The following is a 22,183-nucleotide window of genomic DNA, read 5'->3' as shown; positions in this document are numbered from 1 at the left end:
CGCTGCCCTCAGGTAATCCGCAGATGGAACAGGCCAGCGGCCTTACCGTTCTCACGCAGTAGAATTTCCTGCGGATACTCGTTGGCCTGCCCCCACAGAACGCGACCGAAGTCGATCTGATGTCCGTGAGGCGTGTGGCACAACCAATTCACCTCGTCGCTAGCCGTCTGCGCCTTGATCCGGTTGTGACCGCCGGGCAGCCAGAAAACTAGCGCAGCATCGCCTTCGTACTCGTCCTGAAACGACAGGATGGCGGGCTTGATCGTATCGCTCAGCCACGTCTCCGCATCCGCATGAGCCAAGAGGTCGAGGCTGCCGTCCAATCCGGCAACGACTAGGGTCTTGCTGTCATTACTAGGCAGGTCGTCAGGCCACTTCCCCGCCGCTCGGAGAAACTGACGCAAGCTCCAAACCTCGCCTGCCTCGCAAACCTGGTTGCGCGCTTCCTCGTCCCACACCCAACTGGTGCCGCGCCGTTGCCACACGGTGTCAAGCAGCTGCCTCATCGTTGGTACTCCTCGTCGTCATCGAACAACGATCTCTGTGCGGGCCGGGGCGCCTGGCTAGCTTGCCATCCGTTGTAGATTGATAAAGCTCGCGAGGCCGCATTGCGGGCCGCCTGATCTATGCCGTTGCGGTGAAGCCATTCCAGCAGCGGCTTCAGCGCCACGTGCGGTTTGAAATTCTCGTTCTTCAACGTGTCCAACGCATTGATACCGCTGCCGTCGAAGCACGCGCCGATCAGCACCAGCGCCTGATCCAGGTCGGAAGTTAGTCGGCGGCGGTGCCTGCCGGACCATTCGCGCGCGAAATCAAGCGGATCTGTTCTGGTGAAGATCTTGTTCTTCTCCGTGCACCAGCCACGCTGCACGAATTCGTCGGGCGTGGTGATCGAGCCTTTCAAGAATTTCTGCAACTGGTCGCGCTTCAGCTCCAACGCGTCGCCGAAGGTGCGCAGGAACTGCCGTGTCATCGGCTCGGCATTGACCGGCGGCGCTTCCCTCCCCTTGTCAGCGTCCTCGTCGATAAGTTGATTGATACCGACGAGCGCCTCCTTGACCGAGATGGCCCTCCCCTCATCAACATAGACTTTGCCGTAGTGACGGGAGAAGTATTCCAGCGCTTTGCCTCGCCGAATGACTTGAAGGTCAGCGGCGGGTAACCCTTCCTTGGCATGATTTTCCAGCATGGCTTGCAGCTGCTGTACGTCGGCCATGACTTCACGCCGCATTCGGCCCCAGCTTACTGGCTTGGGTTCCTCCGTCCGCTTCCGGCAGACGTGGATGATGTCGTACTCGATAGTCTGAGAGCCGAAAGTCCCTGGCTTCGATCCTTCCCCCTTGGTTTCGTCGGATCGGATCGGATACGTGGCTTCCAGATAATAACCCGCATCGAACAGAGATTCCAGAACCGCTACCCAAGGCTTGTCCTCGCTGTGATGAAACGTAAAAGCGAGAATGCCACCTGGCTTCAAAATGCGGTGCGCTTCACGCCAGCACTGCGTGAGGAGACGTTGATAGAATCCATCCGGATCTTCAGGTTCGCGCGCACGGTTGGCAACTGCCTCAAGTGATTTTGGCGTATACTCCGGACTGAAGTAATCTGGATATCTATTTTTTAGCACAAGACGAAGCCAAACGTAGAAAAAATCGGCCAACTCCGAGTAGTGCAAAAGACCACCGAAGGGTGGATCCGTAATAACCAAATCGACACTGCCAGTGGCGAGGCTATCCAGCGCGGTCGATGATCCGCACAAGACCTGAGCGCCATCAACGGCATCGCCAGGGAATACCTTCTCGCTTTTGCCGCCAATGTTAGACGCTAGGGTTGCATCTGTCCGCCGCAGACCTTCGACGCTCACAGCCTCCCAGGGCTGAATCGCCCAGGCTCGCCCCTCAAGAATACCCTCCGCGCACGACGCCCAATTGCCTCGACCCAGCTTTGCGAACACGCAATTCTCGACTGTTGTCGACTTTGGGTGGTAGTTATTGTTCGCAAATTGCGGCTCTAGCTTATCGCCCTGTATGTTCCACAGTGTAAATAGGCTCTGGTTTCTAAGATATTGCTGAAATGCCCCTAGTACGTACTCACGTTCGGCATCCTTGTATTTCCCCAGAGTCGTGATGGCCTTCAGAATTTGCGTATGAACAAGCATCTGGCGGGGATTGAACATCGTCCACCAGTGCGTGTGCCCGTGATTGGGAATTCCCCCATTGTTCATATGCGTCATGAACCCGAAGGGGAGCTCGGAGCGAGGCCAGTAGTCCTTGAGGTCGGCATCCTTGCGGGCTTCCCACTCCGCAAGAGCGGCGTCGTACTGTCGGGCGTGCGCCAAATCGAACCCGGTAAAGAACCGCCCCCCATAGGGCTTGCCCGCAGCATCTCGCTTGGGCGCGTAACCCTGGATGGCGTAAGCCGCTGTCGGGCCAGTCTTACCTGTCGCCTTGATAGTCGTGAGGACATCCTGCACCGTGCCGCAGGCCGCGCAGGCGTAATGCGACCTCTTCGGCACAGTGCCGCTCTCCGGGGCGAAGGTGATGTTCGTTTCAGGGCAGGTCACCTCATCTGGCAGCCCACCACGCACTTCAAGCAAACGAATTTTTGCGGCGCGCGCCTGATCCCACCGCGTGGTTGCGGCCACTCCGTCCTGCGCCGAGCCGCCGTAGGGCTGGCCGTTCGAATCCTGCTTCGCTTCGCCCGCCAGCCACTGCGGATGCATCAGCAGGCTCAGTTCAACCTTTTTGTTCTTGCCTTTACCCAGGTTCACCAGCGCGGCATGGCCGCAATGCGGGCAGATCACGCCCATCTTCCTATCGAGAACGGAAAACGGATGCTCAGAAGGCGCTACGTAGAGGGGCGCATCTGGCGCCATTCGCGCAGCTTCTTCCTCGACGTGAAAGTCGGCACCGCATGCGTCGCATGACCGTTCCCAATGTTTGACGGTGATCGCCTTCACCGCCATTACCGGGCTCGTCATGATCGGCGTACGGTGACCGCAGCCGGTGACCTGACATGGTCCGTGCTTATCCCAGAATGTATAAATTAGCTCCGGGCCCTCGTATTTGTATTCCTTACGCTCCTCGCGGGGAACGGAGAGAGGATCAAAGGCGGAAGGCATCACCTTTTTACTAGGTAAATGGGTCCAAGTGCCTTTCTCACCCTCTGGGCCATCGCAATAATAGTATGGCATTATCTGAGGTTTGACCTCAGCCTCAATGTCAGCGAGGAGCTTCTTCACTTCCTCCAGATCAACACCGGCTAGTTCCTGCTTGACGACGAACCAGGCCACCGGATTGAGGTCGTTTCCGACCATATCCATTCCGAGGCGAGAGCCTTCCACCAGCGTGGTACCGCCGCCCATGAAGATATCGGCGACCTTGATATGCTTGAACGCACCCTTCTTCTGGTGGTTGGCGTAGTAGTTGTCCCACACCAGCTTCGCCGCATGTGAGGGGTCTTCCGGCGCTTTCGACGCCGCCGCGATCAGCATCGAGCGGAACACGCTGGAGCGCCGCCGTGCCCACCATTTCGACATCTGGTAGATGGGCTTCCCAGCATTGCCCTCGATCACCGCAACTTGATTGACCGGCAGGATCGGGAAATCCACTTCCAGACAAGTCTTGGGGCGGTTTGGGTCACTGAAATCGACAGTTTCTAGCGCGGAAGCCTTGCCTGCGCCGACGGCCTTGGCGACCTCTAGTGCAACTTGTTCTTTCTGGGTGGCCACTATTACCGTAATCCTTATTTGGTCAGCTCGACGAATGGCGACAACACTTCCAGTAGCGACAGGCCGCCATGGGTGAGCGTCGGGTAGCCGCCCTGGCTGCGCCACTTCCTGCGGCCTAAGGCCAAAAGGTGCGCCCCGTGCGGGCTGTTAATCTGCAAGGCAACCGGCGGCACAAAAGGGCCGGTTGCACCTGTGCCTAGTTTGCTCCGCCCATTGGAAAACGTCTGCTTCAGAAACTGGCCGACTTCACCGTCTGCGTCGGGAAAGTAACCTGTGGCCGCGTAGCCATGGTCGGATGTGATGACCAACCGCCGCCCCGTTGCGAGCCGTTCGACGAAAGCCCAGAAGTCGTCGCCGCTCAGTTTCTCGGCCGCATCCTTCGTCAACGGCTCCAGCCCCTGGCCAGCGCCGGACCCGTCATGGAGCTTGGCGTCGGGCCAGTGATGCCAGAAGACTTGGTTCGGCGAACTCCCGACGAGCGCCTCGCAGTCCTTCCACGGCAGATCGACGGTTTCCGTTTGCGCCGGTTGCAGTTTGTGCGCGAGGCCACCGCCGTTGTTCTGGAGCTTGCTGCGGCTGGCGAAGCCAAGTGCGCGAGCAAATTCGTTGGTTTCGCCGGGCAGTTCGGAAGCGTTGGCGCTGACCTTGTGCGTGGTGAAGCCGCGCTCCTGCGCGCCCTGCAACAACCAGGGTAGTTCCCGCAGGGATAGGCCGTCGAGAATGAGTATTGCCTTGGCGCTGAAGGGTTCAGCCCACCAACGTATTAGATGATCCGACGTACGCTCGACACAGCTGCCTAATGCCGGCCACAGATCCCAGCCGCTGGAGGAAAGGAACAAATCCAATTCACCGATTTCACGGTCGCGCTTAACGACCTCACTTGGCGCGCTGGCTGCAGCCAAGGGCCTGGAGGCGATTTCAACGGCATGGTCGATGATCACGCGCCAAGCGTCAGCGTCCGAGCCTTGCGTCAGCGATTGCAGTGTGCCGGCAGTCAGGGCCATCAGTCGTCTTCCTTCTCGAGATTCAGCTCGAAGGTCAGGCCTTCGGGCAGCTTCTTGAGCAGCTCTTTGAGCTGCGCACCCGAGGCGGCAGACAACTTGATAGAGACCTCGGCAACACGCGTGGCAGGACCGATGCCCCAACCTTCGATCTTTCCGATTAGGTTGAGCGGCGACGTGGCGGGATTCGATAACGGGGTTCGCGGTTTGATCGCGGTGGTTCCCTCGCCGAAAATGCCGCCCGGCGTGGGCGCAGGCGCGGGAACAGGAGGTTCACCGGGAACAGGTTCGGCCATGCCTGGCCCCGGCGCTGGGCCGCCTTCAAGCAGGTCGCCACCGGGTGACGGCGGGAGCGGCGTAGACCCCCCCGTCGCAGGCACCGCAGACGGCAGCATCACGAACACGTCCTCGAGGTGGCGGCCGGTAAGCGAGAGCTTGGATCGTAGACGCCGCCACGCATCTTCCTCATTCTCGCCCGGATGAGTTTGCAGGTACTCCATACCTCGTACATTGATGGCGACTTTGCCCTTGGCGCACAGGCGCACCAGACGTTCCTTCATCGCCGTTTCACCCAACCATGGAATGCAGTCTTGTCCGGCAGGGCGCGGCTCCTGCAACTCGCGCAATAGTTTGCCGACCGACTCGTTATTATTGGCGAATTCGAGGACCAGCTCCTCGAATTCCTCGGGCACAAACAAATCGCTGATCAGAGCCTCTTCAATGGCCTCAGGAATTTGCGCACCCTGCTTGTCGAGGCGCTCGACGCTAAATTTGCACTGCGTGGGGTCTGCAAAATTCCAACGCTGCAGCACCGCGAAGCGGTCGAACCGCTTCTTGAGATTGTCGCGCAGAGTATTCTCAAACTCCTTGTGCAACTTTTTATACTCGGGATTGTGGCCAGCCCATTCCTGCGCCTTCATCTCGGCGCGGGTAAGGATAAGTAGGTCACGGTCCAAGAAGGCGTTGGCGCTGCCCGCACGCGGAACCAGGAAGCGAACGGTGTTCCGGCGCTTCTGCAATTGGTCTTTGAGCCATCGGCCCAGCGCGGCGTCGAGCTTTTCCGGCTCTTCAGGCAGGACAAGGATCGGCAAACGATCGTCCCATTTGTCAGGTTGCTCGGAATCGTCAAGCGGTGTCCAAGGATCATTGGCCCACGACTTCGGCAGCGCGATCACCCTGAAGGCCTTGGCGACTTCGTCGCTGCCACCGATGACGTATCTCACCTGCCTGGCGAGCTGCGCCTGATCGGAACCATCAGCAAACAACTTGTCGTTGCGCGCATAAGCCATCAATTTAGCGCGGGGATTTTCTTCCTCGCGGAAGAGCAGCTTTGCGCCTTCCTGGTGGATGTTAAAGCTATTCTCAACAATAGTTGACAGCTCGACGTGAAATGCATTGTCATCGACCGGCTTGTCGCGGGTGATGTCCAGCTGCAGCGTGGCAGGTTCAGCGCCGGCAAGGTTACCGACGGCGATCGAGCGCAACCAAAGCGCACCAACGACTTCTTGAAGGTGTGGCGTAATGCTAGCGTGGTCGTGCCGCGCTTCCTTCACTGAGATGATGTTTTGTTGCGCCTTTTCACGCAACGTACGGTGATGTTGGTTAGCAACGGCTTCGAGCAGCGCTCCGATGCCGGAGGTATCATCGTCTAGCCTGAAATCGGCTGCAGTCAGGACAGGCACCACTTCGCCACGGCTTTTATAGAGGTTGGCGAGGATCCGAATTAGATCGCGTGCCTCCTGCGCATCAGTAGCGATAAGAACCTGCTCTTCGAGCAGGCGCAGCAGGTGCGGCGCGAAGGGCCAGGACTCGATGAACTCGCGGCGCTTACGGTCGTGCTCGGCCGGCTGCACATCGAGCAGACGGAAGGACTCTGCGACATGCCGCGCGACCAGCGCTTCTATGGTGCCGTTGGCGATCTGCAGGCGGTTGTCGAAAAGGCGGTGCAACAGCATCCGGCGACGATCCTGCTGAATGCGCTCCGCGCTACCTCCCGCCTTGAAGTCAATCCCAACCGGTTCGACACGATGCACCTGCTGATAGGCATCGCTACCGCCATTCCGTACTGAGATCACCAGCACCAAAAGATCGGGGCGCTCTTTAGCGATCTCCGAAAGTATCTGGATGAAATTAAATGCCCAGTTCTTCCATGGATACTGTTTTGTATTAGTTAGACTGTCATACCACGTCTGGAATTCATCCAGAAGCAACATAGTCGGCTGCTTTTCAAGCAAATCAATAATCAGTTTGTCGGATGGAATTTCGGTCTTTGACGCCCCCTGACCTTCCCACATGCCTTTGATGTAGACACCGTGGGGATGATTTTCGAAAAGAACATCCCAAAGAAACTTGTAACGATGGCGATGAAGACTTTCCCCGATGACATTCATCCCATCGCGAAGCGCGATCTCGCCGATGCTAGGATCAGCGAGCGTGTTGGCCCAGCTGTTGAGCCAAGCTCTGGTCGATGCGGGATCTGTTACTGCGTGGTAGAGCGCAGCCATCATGTGCGACTTGCCGAGACCGCGTTCGCCGATCACGACAACAGGACGGCCACGATTGGGGCCGACAGCTTCGATTGCCTTCAGTAGATCATGCGTAGGATAGGTGATTTCCAGGAACTGCTTGGCCGCAATCTGGGTCGCGCCGGTGTTCTGATCATTGGACAGCTCGATCGCTGTGCCCTTAAGACGCCTGCCCCGGAACTCTTCTCGTAAGGTCAGTCCAAGCATTACTTTCCCTCGCTTTCCGCAATTAATTTACGGAAAGACTCACAATGTTTGTCGAGGCCTCAACGGCCAGGCCGTCCAACGGCCGAGCCTCCCCACTCCCCCGCCGGCAACACGCGCGCGGCCTTAAGCGAATGGCGTTTCCACCCCAGTCACAATCCCATTGGGATTGATCTACTTTCCACTGTTAGTACATGGCGAGTCTAGACGCCATGGTTGCGCTCGCCTCCCGCGTCGCGCCGCACCTGCGCTAAAGTCCAGCTGCAGCAAGACCCGGCAAACAAGGCTGAGCGCTGAAGCCCCCGCAAAAGCGACGGGAGATTACTGCGCGCCGACCGGGCCAAGGATGGAGCACATCTCCTTGAGGGCTACGTACTAGAGCGCACGCTATACGAAGCGGCCTGGGCACGTTTCGCGGCCTCGCGCCTAAGCGCAGCGGCCCTGATCTTAGCCCGGGTCTCGTCGGCCATCGCTCCGCGCTTTACGCCACGCTGCTGAGCCGCCCTACGCTCAATGTGTTCTCGACTCTGCGGCCTGCCGCGCTTCGCTGCGCTGATCCGCGCCCGCGCTCCGTCGGTATGTTTGTCGCCCTTGCGCTTGCGGAACATTTTCTGACTGGTCGTGTATTTTAGAACCTTGGCGGTCGAGCGGTCCATCACACCCGCCTCATATGCCTCGCGTGAAGACCAACTCAACACGTAACCTACACGCTCAAATGTAACGTCATCAGCGGCCATGCTCTTGAGGCGACTGGCAATCATCGCCTTCTGATACTTCGTGATCAGGTCGCTAAATTCGAGCAGGGTCAGGTTGAAGGTCCGCCCATTCGCCAACTGGTATCGACGGCTGCGGCCATGCCAGATCACCAGATATTCGTCGTATGTCATCATGTTGATACTCCGGAAAAGAAAGGCCCCACCGCGCGGGGGCGACGCGCAGCAAGGCCTGGCATTTCTTCTCAGAGGAAAGCGGTCAGGAACTTTCTGCCAAAGCGGCAGACTTCGCCCCTGCTGCTTCGTCTTTATTTATGACCTGACATTTTTCGGTGGCCTATTTTGGGCATTTTCGCCAACCAGTAACTTAAGACCGCCATATATATTGGAAATCCTGTACGGACTTCCTGACGGCGAAGCAGTAACTTAAGACCATCTATCGAAGATAGATGATGCCTTGAGGCACTACCTCCCCACCACGAACTCCACACAGGAAAGCCAGACCGGCGTGGATTACGCCTTCGCTCCGCGCGTCTTCGCGCGCTCACTCGGCAATCCACTTGCTCAACGGCTTTCGCCTTCCACCCGCTGGATGCCTTCGGCCGTCGCTGCCGCTCCAGCGGGTCGCTTCGCTCCGTCCTGCGGACAGCCAGAGGTCTGCGACGCCAGTCGAGAAATAACGGCGCTGCGGTCGGACCGGGCGCGGGCTCACCTGCGGCAGGCTCACCCGCCTTGCCCCTCCAAGGGCTCACACAGGGGCATAAGGGCTGAGAACGACACAACGCAGCGGCTAGGCCAACATGACCCTATACGAGCCCCTGCGGAAAGGTTCACGATGAGAATGATCAGCCGGACCCCGGCACCCGAAAAGCCCCCTGGCAGGACCAGGGGGCTCAGTCGATATCGTGCCGAGAATTTCAATGGTCGGCTTCGTCGAACTCGACCTCGTCCGCACCGACCGTCCAGCCGGTCAGATGACCTCCCCGTCTGGCAAATTCGGCCAAAGGATCGATGGCCGAGAGAATGAGCGTCACGGTCGTCAAATCGGCCGATAGGCTGGCGGGCATATAGTCCGCTCTAATCCCACCCTTGCCGATCAGCGCAACATTGCCGGGATCTAATTGGGCGAGCCTGTTGGCCTGCTCGAAGGCGGTCAGCATCCGGTCGATGGAATGGTTGACCATCATCGCACCGGAAAGGCTGTCCCAGGCCGTTCCGGCTGAATAGCTCCCCGGAACGCATAGATCGCCTACCACGATGCGTTTGCCGATGGCGCTCTCAGCGAAGGGAAAGGGCTTCGTAGAGCCAATATGAACGCCATTGCAGGGCGCGACATGCGACGACACCACAAGACCCTGTGGTGACGCTCTGAGGGGGCCAGCGACCTTATTATACGACATCAGATGCGATGGCGTAGCGGTGTCGAACGTGATCCGCAGTTCGGACAAGCCCGATCGCGTCCGCAAGGCGCTCTGCACCGCCGTCAGCAACACCGCGACTTTGGCGGTGGAAGTGCCGAGAACGTGGATGTGGCTTTGCCGGTCGTTCAACTTGCCGTCGCGCAGGAGCCAGCAGATGACCTCGACAAGGTTGGCCAGCTGACGTGTCGCACCGCCGAACGCCCAACCCTCAAAAGGCTCATTCCTGACCGCATCATACCAAGCTTTGATCTCTTTGCGGTCGCGCCCCTGCAGGGCGGTGAGATAGGAGACCGATCCTCCCCGGTTGGCGGCGAAAAACCGGTTATTGGCCAGCGATGTCGACAGTGCGTCCGCGAAAGTCAGGAACTGGCCTGTCGTGCGGCCTTTGACGTAAGGCCCAATAGCACGGGTCGGAATATCGAGGGTGATCCCGATATCGGCATGGGCCTCCAGCCATTCCAGGCTGTCGCGACAGCTGGCCTCGCCGCTGAACGGCTTGGTGATGAACTGGAAGCCACCGCTATCACCGATGACGGTCGAGTAGCCGTGAGGACGACCCTTGAACCAAGCGGGTGTATTGCTGCGGCCAAGATACTGACCGCCACTGACCAAGACGTAGGGCGTATAGACGAGAGCGCGGGGGTCGAGGGGATTAAGCTCGGACGGCTCAAGGCCATGCGGCATGGCGCGGGAGGCCGGCTTTCCCACGACTTCTAGGAAGCCATGTTGAAGGGCAGGCGCATATTGAGCGCGATCCAGCCCGAGAGGTTGGTTGATCATGATCGAATTTCCGAGAAATGGGTGACCCTTCCCCACCATTTCGGGGAAGGGTCTCGGCCGGTCAGACGGTGAAGTCGTCGCGCGTCACGCGGCGAAACCGGCCGCTGTGGTTGGCGACCCAGACCTTGTCGGCCTTGACGGCCTTGGGCAGGAACACACGGTATGCGTTGGCATCGGTCGCGAAGTTGATCTCCAACGCGCCGCCCTGGTCGATGTGGAAGGTCAGCCCCTCGGGCTTCATGGCCAGCACGACCCGAAGCGTATCCACCAGAGATCGCGCCAGCACCACCAGTTTGGCCGCCGCCGAGCCTTCGCCCGCGATGGTGAAAGCCGTTGCCGTGCCCACCGAAAGCGACAGGCTGTCGCGCGTGACGACCACGTCCGCGTGCCTGCCCGTCCCCTTGGCCGCGTTCTTTGTCACGAAGGATTTGGCCAGTTCCGGCAGTGCATCCGCCGGAACCGCAAACGAGGCGGTCGGTTTGAACACCTTTTCGTCCAGAAGCCACATCCACATTTCGCGGCGCCCCTGACCGAACTCGGACACGACCTGGAGACTCAAGTTCATGTCCTTGACGCGAGTGTTTTCACGCGCGCGGAAAACCAGGGAGGTCACGCCTGTTGCCGAGATGTCCTGGCTGACCCGGTCCCACAATTCGCGCCGGTCGAGCGGCATGATCTGTTCTTCCAATCGCCCACGCTGCGCGGCGTTCACGAAGAACGAACCGCCAGGGAGCGGAAGGCCGGGCCCAATAGGCTTGGCCATCAGCAAGAGCGCGGGATTTGCGTCGCGGGCGAGCGCGGAGGTCCATTCGCCGTCGAGGAGGAAATGCTGACGCGTCGTCGGCAACTTCTTCGTCCCAGGCACCGACGGGTCGTCGCCTTCATTCTGAGGCAGGTCGGACCAGCCGACCGGCATCAGCAGTGCCGATGATGCGAATAGCTCCATCGCCTGTTTGATCGGCAGCGCGGCCTTGGAGCCATCAGGCTTGCCCAGCCCGGCGCTAACAGCTGCGAGGTTCTGACGGGGTGAAAGCTGGAAACGCACCATGCCGTCGTCACCGATGATGGCCAGGACTTCCGAGACACAGTTCAGAGCCAAGCCGGACGGAAGATCTTTGACGTCAATGGTCGCGAGCGTTTCGGCGCTCGCCACGGTGTGAATAATGCCGGTTGCGACCTCATCGCTGGAGGTCATCGCTTCGGGCTCATCACCCAATTGGCGGCGCTTCCATGCGTCAGTCAGACCAACGAGGTGCTTCCGACCAGTGACCGGATCTTCGTAGTTCTTGATGAACTCGACTACGTCTGGGATGGCCTCGCCGTTATCCAGGCGAACGACGATTTCAGCGGATGGATCGACCAGCTTTTCGCCGTTGCGGTTCTTGATCCACTCGCGGACCAGCTTGCCGCCGCCACGGGCGCTTTCAACCATCTTCTCGCCCGGATAGCCCGTGGCCAAGGTGCAGAATGAAGCGATGGGGCGCTGACCGGCGCGAGGCCCGAGGAGGCCGTGCCTTTCAAACACCGCATCGATCGCGCCAAAGTTGTCCGGATCGCCAAATTCGCGGAAGAGTCCCACGATGCCAGACGTCATTTTCCAGGCGTCACGGTGCTTCTTATCTTCGAAATCGGTCTTGGTCGCAGCGAAGGCGGCGTGAGCGGTGACGTCCGCAATGCTGAGAATGCGGATTTCTCCGGCCTTTGTGTCGAAGTCGGCCGCAATAGCAGCCCGTTGGGCGTCAGTAATAATGGTGGTCATTGCAGCTTATCCCCAACGAACCTGGGGCAATCCCACGACATAGCCCACTGCAAGGCCTAGCTCGGAGCGACGAGAACACCTCGCCGGGATAGTTCGTTGGTGACCTGAAAGGGGATCGAACCCTTTACGCAGAGCGGGGCAACCAGCCCAGGAAACGCCGCCGAAACCTGCCTCGACGAACATTTCCGCATATATCGGAGAAAAAACTCGAAGGCAAGATTATTTTTATCTTAACCATGTATATCTTGAAAATTCCCAAGCCAAGACGGCATCCCTGTGTTCACCACTATTTCGGATAGCGCTCAACGTGTTCAGCATATTGGCTTCTATCCACGCATCCATCTTCCGAGGAGAAGCAATTATGTGCTCATACGAAGGATCAGGGCAGCGCCGGGAAGCTCGGATACGAAACCCGCCCCATCGCCTCCGCTAACACCTTGAGCCCAGCGCCCTGGCCATAGCCGCGCCCCACGGACATCCCCTTATGCCCGGTCAGGAGATCGTGAATTTCCTCGCCCAATCCTGCATCCCGGCAGGCTCGCTTGAACGAGTGCCGGAATGAATGGAAGGTCTTGTTCGGGTCGTTAATGCCGCTCCGCTCCCCGCCATTACGTTCGCACCACATGCCCCACCACTTGGTGAAGGTTCGGGACGACGATAAAATCTGCGCCGGATCGTGAGGCAGCTCGGGAAACAAATGGATTTCACCGCGCTGCTGCACAGTCACCGCGTGTTTCACGAAACCTATTTCGATCAACGCCTTGTGGATCGGCACAGCTCGCTGCGATTGCCGGTTCTTGAGCTTGCGGCCCGTAAGATCGAGGAACCACGTCCCCTCGGCATCCTGCTTCACGTCGGCAGCTTTGGCGGCAGCCAGTTCCTCAAGGCGGCAACCCGTCCATAGACCGAGGATCGGAAGCCAGTAATAGGCATCCTTCAACAACACGCCGCCCGGTTCATCGCGATATCCCCAAAGCTGACCGGTGCTGTTGTGCGTCCGAGCGCAACCGTGGAATAGCGGCCGCGAGAAAATCAGGGCGATGTCTTCGACGTCATACGCCAGCCGCTCCTCCTCCTCGCCCTTAGCCTTAGGCATGACAGGCGTGACTGGATTCACGGTGACAACGCCAACACTGACGGCGTAGTCGAACAGCTTCTTGTAGACGAGAAACCACTTCCACTGCGTCTTCTTAGACAACAAGCGGGCGCTTGGATTCCGTACCTGCCATTCCAGCACCTTTCGGAACGACAGCTTGTCGAGTGCGGGTCGCTTGATAATCGGAAAGCGTCGCAGCTCTACCGCGAAGTCGTCCATCTGCACCGACGTCACCTGATGCACATGGGGCGTATCGAGCGCTTCGCTCAAGCGGCGTACATAACTCCGCACCGCCGTCGGATTGGGTGGGCGCTTGGAGACAATGTAGCGCCCGACAAGTTCGCTGAGGGTCAACACCTCTGCAGGAGGACTGAGGGGCGCGGTAACGGCTCCAGGGGCCCGTAGAGCAATCTGAGGGGCGTCATCCGCATCCTCGGGCCAGCCGTCGAACTCGCCACGCCGGAATTGCCGCGTGAAGGTCTCGACATCATGCCATGCCGCGCCAAACGCGCTGCGGATATGGGCAATCGCTGGATGATCGACGGAGATTGCGATGCCGCGCGCGCCCAGAGCTTCAACCAAGCGCTGATCAAATTCTTCAATTTCGGACCATTTGCGCTGTTGAAGGCGATAGAGGCGTTCTGAATGCGCCAAGTCCTCCAGGCCAAAATCCTCGAAGGTGTTGGCTACGCCGTTGAAGAAGGCGTCCTGCGCACCATCGATCGTCGCGTTTCGCCATGCCTCGATGGCATCAAGCAATTGCTCACGCCGCACAGCAGGCCTATCCGGCGACATGTTGGGGACCTTCGGCACGTCCATGCCGGACGACGGCGAAACTGCAACCGGAGCACGCGCTGCGGCGATCCGTGCGTCAAGTTCGGCCAAGATGGCGGCCGCTTTGGGGAGAGCCTCGGCTTTACTAGCGGTGCCGAGGGATCGCCAGACCTGCGCCTTGCCGCCAAACGCCTGGCGAACGTCGGAAGGGATGTCCTTCTTGACGTAGAATGTGCGGCCCTTACCGCGCGTGCAGACGTTCTGCATGAACCGCATTCCGTAGCAGGCGTCCGTAGCAGATACAGCTCCGGAAACCCTTATGCTGTAAGGGTTTCAACGTCTACAACAGGTTAAGGAGGAGATGGCTGGGGAACTAGGACTCGAACCTAGAATGACGGTACCAAAAACCGCAGTGTTACCATTACACCATTCCCCAGCAGGAACGGCGAAACCCGTCAGGGCTCGGCGAGGCGGTGGAGATAGCTCACGACTCGGATGGATGCAACATCCCATTTCAGAACTTTTTTCGGGCTGTCGCACGAACGTCGAAAAAGGCGCTTGCGCCCCCCGAAACCGCCACCTATAAGGCCGGCCTCCAAGTCGGAGTGTGGCTCAGTCTGGTAGAGCACTGCGTTCGGGACGCAGGGGTCGCAGGTTCAAATCCTGCCACTCCGACCATTTTCTCCCCGCCAACCAGAGGCGGGAAAACTTCCAAAAAGACATAAGCTTAGGCGCCGCGAAAGCGGCGCTTTGCCTATGGGCGCAGAGCTTGCGGATTCGTTGCGCCCTCTTCATTTGGTCGCAACCCGAACACCGGCTAGGTTGTCGGCGCTTTCGTTTGCAGGACCTCCGATGAAGCAGTTCTTCCTGACCGTCGCCGGCGTCTTCGTCGGCCTCTTGTTGTTCGTGGTCGGAGTGCCCTTCCTGCTGATCGTGATGGCCGCCGGGGCCACGCGCCCCGCGCCGGTGCCGGTCCATAGCGTCCTGCAGCTGGACCTGCGCGGCGGCCTCTCCGACCAGGATCCCAAGAACCCCTTCGCGGCCCTGGGCGGCGGTTCGGGAGACTCGGTGATGTCGATCATCGACACGCTGCGTCGCGCCGAGAAGGACGACAAGGTCGAGAGCGTGCTGGTGCGCCTGCCCGAGGGCGGCGTCGCCCCGGCCGCGGCCGACGAGCTGCGCCTGGCCTTCAAGCACTTCCGCGAGGTCGGCAAGAAGCCGATCTACGCCCACAGCCAGGGTCTCTATCCCTCCGGCATGGTCACCTCGACCTATATGCTGGGCGCGGCGACCAGCGAGTTCTGGATGCAGCCGGACTCGAGCTTCCAGGCGGTCGGCATCTCGTCGGAGTCGATGTTCTTCAAGCGCTTCTTCGACAAGTACGGCGTCAAGGCCGAGTACGAGCAGCGCTATGAATACAAGAACGCCGTGAACCCCTATCTCTACAGCGACTACACCCCGGCCCACCGGGAATCGGCGCTGTCTTGGATGGGCTCGGTCTACAAGACGGCCCTGACCAGCGCCGCTGTCGATCGCAAGCGCGATCCGGCCGCCCTGACCAAGGTGCTGGAAGCCGGCCCCTACAGCGCCCAGGAAGCCCAGGCCAACGGCCTGATCGACAAGGTCGGCCAGGTCAGCGACATCCAGGCCTTCGCCCTGGAGAAGGCCGGCAAGGGCGCCAAGCTGGTCGACTTCGACGATTATGCCAGCCGTTCCAAGACGCCGTCGGTCAAGACCGGCCCGGCCATCGCCGTGATCGGCGCCGAGGGCGCGATCGTCACCGGCGCGGGCGGCGGCGGCGGCCCGTTCGGCGGCGACAGCAATGTCTATTCCGACGAGGTGGCCCAATCCTTCAAGGCCGCCATCGACGACAAGGACGTCAAGGCGATCGTCTTCCGCGTCTCCTCGCCCGGCGGTTCGGACACGGCCTCGGAGCAGATCCTGGCCTCCGTGAAGGCGGCCAAGGCGGCCGGCAAGCCGGTGGTGGTCAGCATGGGGACCTATGCGGCCTCGGGCGGCTACTGGATCTCCAGCCAGGCCAATTCGATCGTCGCCCAGCCCTCGACCCTGACCGGCTCGATCGGCGTCTATGGCGGCAAGTTCGCCCTGGGCGACGCCCTGGCCCGCTTCGGCGTCGACACCAAGGGCGTCCATGTCGGCGGCGACTATTCGCAGGCCTTCGGTTCCGACGGCTTCACCCCCGAGCAACGCGCCAAGTTCGCCGGCTGGATGGATCGCATCTATGCCGGCTTCGTCACCCGCGTGGCCGAGGGCCGCAAGCTGCCGCCCGAGCGCGTGCGCGAGATCGCCAAGGGCCGAGTCTGGACCGGCGAGCAGGCCAAGGACCTGGGCCTCGTCGATCAGCTGGGCGGCTTCTACGACGCCGTCGACAAGGCCAAGGCGCTGGCCAAGCTGGACGGCGATGTTCGCCTCAAGCGCATGGACGGCGGCAAGTCGCCGTTCGAGGCCTTCGAGAAGCTGCTGGGCGTTTCGGAGACCTCGGCCCGCACCCTGGCGGCCGCCGCCTGGGTGCTGGGCGATCCGCGCTCGCAGGCGATCCTGGACGAGATGGCCAAGGCCCGCCTGCGCTCGGCTCCTGGCGGCGCCTCGGTGCTGGCGGACACCCCCGTCCACTAGCTAGACTGACGACTCCTGACGGCCGCCGCGCCCGCGCGGCGGCCGTCGATTCATTTCGACATCCGAGTTCTTCGCCATGACCGCCAGCGCCGCCGACCAGTTGAGCCAGGCCGTGCGCCGCCTCGAGGCGCGCGACCGCGCCCGGGCCGCCGCCATCGTCGTCAAGCTGGCCGCCGAGGACGCGCCGCTGGGCGATCTCTGGGGCCAGGTGGCGCAACTGGCCGCCACCCTGGGCGAGGCCTCGGCCGCCCGCGCCGCGATGCGCCGCTACGTGGCCGGCGCGCCCTACGACATCGAGCGTCGCCTGGCCTATGGCGCTATGCTGGCCCAGCTGGGCCACGTGGCCGGAGCCATCAAGGCGACCGAAGCCTTCCTGCCCAACGCCGCCAAGCCCGACGCCCGCCTGCATCACCTGCTCGGCACCTGTCACGCTCAGCTGGGCCAGGCCGAGGCGGCCCAGGAACACCTGCGCGCCGCCATCGCCCAGGCCCCGTTCCCCGAACTGGCGGCGGTCGCCTGGCTGACCATCGCCGACCTGAAGAGCTTCGCGGCCGGAGACCCGGACATCGCGGCGATGGAGGCCCTGGCCGCCGAGCTCGGCGAGCGCGCGCCCAGCGCCCTGCTCTACGCCCTGGGCAAGGCCTATAACGACCTCGGCGACATCGATCGGGCGTTCGAGACGTATGCGCGCGGCGCGCGCCAGGTCCGCGCCCAGCGCCCCTACGATCCCAACCCCTCGCGCCGCTTCGTGGACGAGATCATCTCGGGCTTCACGGCCGAATCCCTGGCCAAGCTGCCCGCCAGCGGGATCGACAGCGATCGGCCGATCTTCGTGCTGGGCCTGCCGCGCTCGGGCACGACCCTGGTCGAGCAGATCCTGGCCAGCCATGCCGACGTCGTCGACGGCGCCGAGCTGAACCTGTTCCGCACGGCCACCATGGATCTTGGCGGCTACGCCCCGTCCGACGTCACCCGCATGGCGTTCCGCCCCGACGCGGCCGATGTCTGGACCCGTTTCGGCGAGGCCTATCTGCACCTGCTCGAGGAGCGCTTCGGCCCGACCGGCCGGGTGGTGGACAAGACCCTGAACCACACGCGTTTCGTGGGCCTGATCCGCCACATCCTGCCCAACGCCCGCTTCGTGTGGCTGCGCCGCGAGCCCGGCGACGTGGCGCTGTCGGCCTTCCGAAGCCATTTCACGGGCGGGCTGGACTGGACCTGGTCGCTGGAAGACATCGGCCACCACATGGCCCAGGAAGACCGCCTGCACGCGCACTGGACGGCCCTGTTCCCCGACGCGATCCTGACCGTGCCCTACGAGGACCTGGTCGCCGATCCCAAGACCTGGATCGCCCGGATGCTGGCCCATTGCGGCCTGCCGGCGCAGGAGGACCTGAGCGACTTCCACCTGACCCAGCGCGCCGTCACCACGTCCAGCTCCAGCCAGGTGCGCCAGCCGATCAGCACGCGGGCGATCGGCCAGTGGAAGCGTTACGAGACGCACCTGGCCCCGTTCTTCGAGGCGTACGGGCATCAACGGTAGCTTATGCAAAAATACTCGTTTTAGTTGATAGGCTTGACCGTGACGAGTTAGCCTTGAGACGCTCTTCAAGGAGGTCTCCATGAGCATTCTCAAGCAGGTGAAGATGGCCGCGATCTCGGCCGCGATCGTCATGGCTACGGTGCCGACCTTAGCGTCCGCCCAGCCCCACTACGAGCGATACGTCATCTACTACAGCGACGCGACATACACGGAGGAGGTGGGCGAATTCGCGAGCTACTGCGCTGGCGAGCCAGTCGTGATCGGCCACACCTCCCCTTATTGGATCGTCGTCGAGAGCAGGCTCTGCGAGTACGATCCCGATCCTTACCACCCCTGGCCGTAGCCATTCTGGGCTGCTAGGCCAGCAAAGAAAAAGGGCGGGCCTTGCGGCCCGCCCTTCCTTTTAGGCGATCGGATCTTCGAATTAGAAGACCAGGTCGAAGCCCAGACGCACCGAACGCGGCGGCATGTAGGACAGCGACTTGCGGTAGTCTTGGTTGATCGCACCGCTGTCGAGTTGACCGAACTCGTTGGTTTCCACCGTCTTGCGGGTGTTGAAGACGTTGAACACGTCGGCGCGCAGGGTCAGGCCGTTTTCCGGCAGGAAGCCGAACGACGGAACCGTGTAGCGGGCCGACAGGTCGAGGCGGTAGGTCCACGGATCGCTGAACACCGAGCCGCGCGGCGTGATCTGGCCGTTGCAGTAGTGCGACAGGGCGCCGTAGGCGTTGTTCAGGATCGGGTCGTTCGGGTTGAAGCCCATGCAGCCGTACTTGCGGCCCGACGTGACCAGCGCGTTGGCGCCGACCAGGAAGCTGTCGAACACTTGGTACGAACCGAAGGCCTTGAACACGTGGGCCCGGTGGTTCGGGAGCAGGCCGTAGGCGCCCTCGGTCAGGCCGGGGGTGTCGAAGTCGGCCGTGATGCCGGCGTCGGTCTGACCGCCAGCGTAGTCGGTCTTCACGTAGCCTTCGTAGTTACCCTTCGATTCCGAGAGGGTGTACGAGCCGTTCAGCGACCACTTGCCGTCGAAAGCGCGGTCGAACTGGAACTGCAGGGCGATGTATTGGCGGTCGACCTTCGGGTACTTCAGCTGGTCAGCGGTGAAGTTGATGGTGCGAACCGTCGTCTCACCCGGCAGCGGGTCCGACAGCGTGATCGTCTGGGCCAGGCCCGGGTTGATGATCGTGTACTGGTGGAAGCCGCTGAAGGTGTCATCGCAGTGGGCGATGTTGTTGGCCTTGCAGTACGCCAGGACGGCGTAGTCGACCGACACGTCGTCGGCGGCGCGCAGCGACTTGCGGTAGGTCAGCGTGACGCCGGCCTTCCACAGCGAGTCGAAGCGGTGCTCGTAGCCGAGGATGTATTCGTCGTCGGCGGTCGACTTCAGGTTCTTCGAAACGTTGGCTTCGAAGGGCTGGATCGTGCCGTTGTTACGAACCGTACAACCGCGGACGCCCGCCGTGCCGACGCCGCCCGGCAGACAGATGCCTGCGTTGGCGAAGCCAGTGATCTGGGTGCCCAGGCCGTTCAGCGGCAGGCCCGAGACCGGGTTCACGAAGGCGGTGTTCACCGTCGTGGTGCCCGGGACGTAGACCTGGAAGCCGGCCGGCAGCAGGAAGTACGAGGTTTCGTCGAGGATGGCCGAGGCCTGGCGGAACGCCGTGTTCGACGCGACCGGCAGGTAGTAGCGGCCGTAGTTACCGAAGATCTTGTTCGTGCCGTCGTTACCCGGATCCCAGGTGAAGCCGATACGAGCCGCGATTTCCTTGTTGAACTCGACGAAGACCGGACCCTTGTTGCCGGCGATGTCGATGCCGCGGTTCTGGAACTGGTCGCGACGAACGCCCAGGTTCAGGGTCAGGGTCGGCAGGACGTCCCACGAGTCTTGCACGTAGATCGCCTGGTTGCGCGAGGCGTACGAACCACCGCCGACGAACGTACGGACGTCGAGGTAGTAACGGCCGGCCGGCACGCCGCGCGGGTCGGTGGCCGAACCTTCGCGATAGACGTACTCGCCGCCGCCGTTGCGCTGGGTCTGGTGGATCAGCGTCAGGTTTTCACGGTCGTAGCCGCCACGGATGTGGTGGTCGCCCAGCAGGCTGAAGTAGACGTCGGCGTCGACGCGGTAGAATTCGCGCGTCGTGTTGCGTGGCGCGTCTTGGACGGCGGTGTTCTGGAAGCTGACGCGACGGGTGGCCGTCGAGTTCGTCGGGCCGGCGGCGATCGACGACTGCACGCGCGGCGAGCCGAACAGCGACGACTTGGTCGCGGCGCGGTCCTTGTTCAGGCCGTAGGCGGCCGACAGGGTCAGCCAGTCGGTGAACGTGCCGGTGTACTTCGCGACGTAGCTGGTGGCGCCGTCTTCGAAGCGCGTGCCCGGCAGGGCCGTGCCGATCGTGTCGGTGTTGTTGGCGAAGGTGTAGTTGAAGCTCTCACGCTTGGTGATGCGCTGGGTGTCGATCAGCGTGAATTCCAGGTGCTGACGGTCGGTGATGTAACCGTCCAGCTTCACGCCGTAGAACGGGTCGCTCATGCGGTCGACGTTGTACGAACCGGCGGCGATCGAGGCGTTGCGCGATTCGTTGTCGTTCAGCTGAGCCAGGCCGTAGAAGAACAGGCGGTCCTTGATGATCGGGCCGCCGGCCTCGAGCACCAGGTCCTTGTTGTTGTTCTCACGCAGCTTGCCGCGGACCTGGTAGGTGTCCTTCTGGGCGTTTTCCAGCGAGGACGGCGACCAGTTACCGTGGATGCCGAAGGTGAAGTCGTTCGAACCCGACTTCGACACGGCGTTGATGATGCCGCCCGTGGCGCGACCATATTCGGCCGAGTAGCCGCCGGTCTTCACTTCGATCGACTTGTAGAACTCGAACGGGACGCGCGAACCGCCGATGTAGTTATCGAAGTTCGTGATGTTCAGGCCGTTCAGGTAGAACGCGTTTTCAGCGACCGAGGCGCCGCTGATCGAGGTCTGGCCGCGGAAGTTGGTCGAGGAGCCTTCGACCGTACCCGGCGCGAGCAGCGTCAGGGCGGTGATGTTGCGGCCGACCGGCACTTGCTTCTGCAGGTCTTCGACGTCGATCGCCAGACCCGTCGTGGTCTGCGAGAAGTCGAGCTGCGGGTTGGCGGTCGCGGTGATCACGACTTCCGAAACGGTTTCGTCGGCGGCGGTCAGGGTGAAGCTGTAGTTGCTTTCACCACCGGCGCGAACGCCCAGGGCGCCGTCGCTGGTCGGCTTGTAGCCGGCCTTGTTGATCGACACGGCGTAAGCGCCTTGCGGGATCAGCGGCACGCGGAACTGACCGTTGTTGTCGGTCGTCATTTCGCGGGTGAAGCCTTGAGCCGTCGACTTCACCGTCACCTGAGCGCCGGCGATCGGAGCGCCGCTGCTGTTGACGACCGTACCGGCCAGGGTGCCGCTCGTGTAGTCCTGCGCGCTGGCCAGGGTCGGGATCGCCGTAGCGACAACGCCGATCGTCACGGGCGTCGCGATCGCGGCGAGGCCGGCAAGCAGCGTCGTCGTCATGAGGCGCGCGCGGGCGCTGCCTTTGCTGGAAGTCATGTTCTTCAAATCCCCTCTGAACACGGCGCGGGGCGGCAAGTCGGACAAGAACCCCTCTAGAAACTTTATCCGACTTGGAGCGGAAAACCGCCAAACAGCGCCGTGAGATCACTGGTGTCCCGGAAACATTTCCCCGGTTGCCGGGACGTTAGGAGCCGCCGCAGCCAAGGGTCAATTGTCATTGCAAATTTGTAATCGACATCCCCAGACCCTGTCGCAAAATCGCCACAGGGCGGCCCCTTTTCGAAAGATCATTGCTCCATCGGGATACTCGTAACCCGCACAACAGGGGCAAAACTTAACCACCCTGTTGTTTTGGCGGAGTTATTTCGACCACGAAGAACATGGTTTTTGAAATTCATGTCTCGAAGAAATTTTCGTGACGATCTTCCGCCATCCGGTTGACACCCGAGGTTTCATTCCCCTGAACCCGATTTGTGG

The 22,183-nt window shown here is 61.3% G+C and carries 12 protein-coding genes and 2 tRNA genes; 4 read left to right on the top strand and 10 right to left on the bottom strand.

Going from position 1 to position 22,183, the window contains the following annotated elements:
• Positions 1 to 8: 8 nt before the first annotated feature.
• The 9 genes from AC07NN_RS11180 to AC07NN_RS11140 form a co-directional block, all read right to left on the bottom strand.
• Positions 9 to 506 (bottom strand): hypothetical protein, encoded by a 498-nt coding sequence (locus AC07NN_RS11180; RefSeq protein WP_494640675.1) that lies wholly within the window; start codon positions 504 to 506, stop codon positions 9 to 11.
• Positions 503 to 3,727, bottom strand: a complete 3,225-nt coding sequence (locus tag AC07NN_RS11175; protein ID WP_494640673.1) for a hypothetical protein — start codon at positions 3,725 to 3,727, stop codon at positions 503 to 505. The genes AC07NN_RS11180 and AC07NN_RS11175 overlap by 4 nt, the downstream gene beginning before the upstream one ends.
• A gap of 14 nt (positions 3,728 to 3,741) precedes the next feature.
• On the bottom strand, positions 3,742 to 4,731 hold the full coding sequence (locus tag AC07NN_RS11170; RefSeq protein ID WP_494640671.1) for a hypothetical protein: 990 nt from the start codon (positions 4,729 to 4,731) through the stop codon (positions 3,742 to 3,744).
• Entirely contained in the window at positions 4,731 to 7,460 is a 2,730-nt protein-coding gene (locus AC07NN_RS11165) for a hypothetical protein (protein WP_494640669.1), read from the bottom strand. The genes AC07NN_RS11170 and AC07NN_RS11165 overlap by 1 nt, the downstream gene beginning before the upstream one ends.
• A 365-nt stretch (positions 7,461 to 7,825) precedes the next feature.
• On the bottom strand, positions 7,826 to 8,347 hold the full coding sequence (locus AC07NN_RS11160) for a hypothetical protein (RefSeq protein ID WP_494640667.1): 522 nt from the start codon (positions 8,345 to 8,347) through the stop codon (positions 7,826 to 7,828).
• Positions 8,348 to 9,087: 740 nt separating this feature from the next.
• Positions 9,088 to 10,371, bottom strand: coding sequence for a hypothetical protein (locus AC07NN_RS11155; protein ID WP_494640665.1), 1,284 nt, complete (start codon positions 10,369 to 10,371; stop codon positions 9,088 to 9,090).
• A 61-nt stretch (positions 10,372 to 10,432) separates the two neighbouring features.
• On the bottom strand, positions 10,433 to 12,130 hold the full coding sequence (locus AC07NN_RS11150; protein WP_494640663.1) for a hypothetical protein: 1,698 nt from the start codon (positions 12,128 to 12,130) through the stop codon (positions 10,433 to 10,435).
• A gap of 379 nt (positions 12,131 to 12,509) precedes the next feature.
• Positions 12,510 to 14,267, bottom strand: coding sequence for a DUF6538 domain-containing protein (locus AC07NN_RS11145; RefSeq protein ID WP_494640661.1), 1,758 nt, complete (start codon positions 14,265 to 14,267; stop codon positions 12,510 to 12,512).
• Positions 14,268 to 14,362: 95 nt separating this feature from the next.
• A tRNA-Gln gene (locus AC07NN_RS11140) sits at positions 14,363 to 14,436 on the bottom strand.
• A 165-nt stretch (positions 14,437 to 14,601) separates the two neighbouring features.
• Here AC07NN_RS11140 and AC07NN_RS11135 point away from each other — a divergent pair.
• The 4 genes from AC07NN_RS11135 (at position 14,602) to AC07NN_RS11120 (ending at position 18,523) form a co-directional block, all read left to right on the top strand.
• Positions 14,602 to 14,678 (top strand) — tRNA-Pro (locus tag AC07NN_RS11135).
• A gap of 174 nt (positions 14,679 to 14,852) precedes the next feature.
• Entirely contained in the window at positions 14,853 to 16,637 is a 1,785-nt protein-coding gene (gene sppA, locus AC07NN_RS11130) for a signal peptide peptidase SppA (protein ID WP_494640659.1), read from the top strand.
• A gap of 76 nt (positions 16,638 to 16,713) precedes the next feature.
• Positions 16,714 to 18,180, top strand: a complete 1,467-nt coding sequence (locus AC07NN_RS11125; protein ID WP_494640657.1) for a tetratricopeptide repeat-containing sulfotransferase family protein — start codon at positions 16,714 to 16,716, stop codon at positions 18,178 to 18,180.
• A gap of 79 nt (positions 18,181 to 18,259) precedes the next feature.
• Positions 18,260 to 18,523 carry a hypothetical protein gene (locus AC07NN_RS11120; RefSeq protein ID WP_494640655.1) on the top strand — a complete coding sequence of 88 codons (264 nt, stop codon included), beginning with the start codon at positions 18,260 to 18,262 and terminating at the stop codon, positions 18,521 to 18,523.
• Positions 18,524 to 18,604: 81 nt separating this feature from the next.
• Here AC07NN_RS11120 and AC07NN_RS11115 read toward each other — a convergent pair whose 3' ends face one another.
• The gene (locus AC07NN_RS11115; RefSeq protein WP_494640653.1) at positions 18,605 to 21,742 is read right to left on the bottom strand and encodes a TonB-dependent receptor; all 3,138 of its coding nucleotides are present in this window, start codon (positions 21,740 to 21,742) and stop codon (positions 18,605 to 18,607) included.
• Between the last annotated feature and the right edge of the window lie 441 nt (positions 21,743 to 22,183).

Source organism: Caulobacter sp. GW821-FHT09H08 (assembly GCF_059415885.1).
This window is presented reverse-complemented; position numbering and strand designations above follow the sequence as displayed.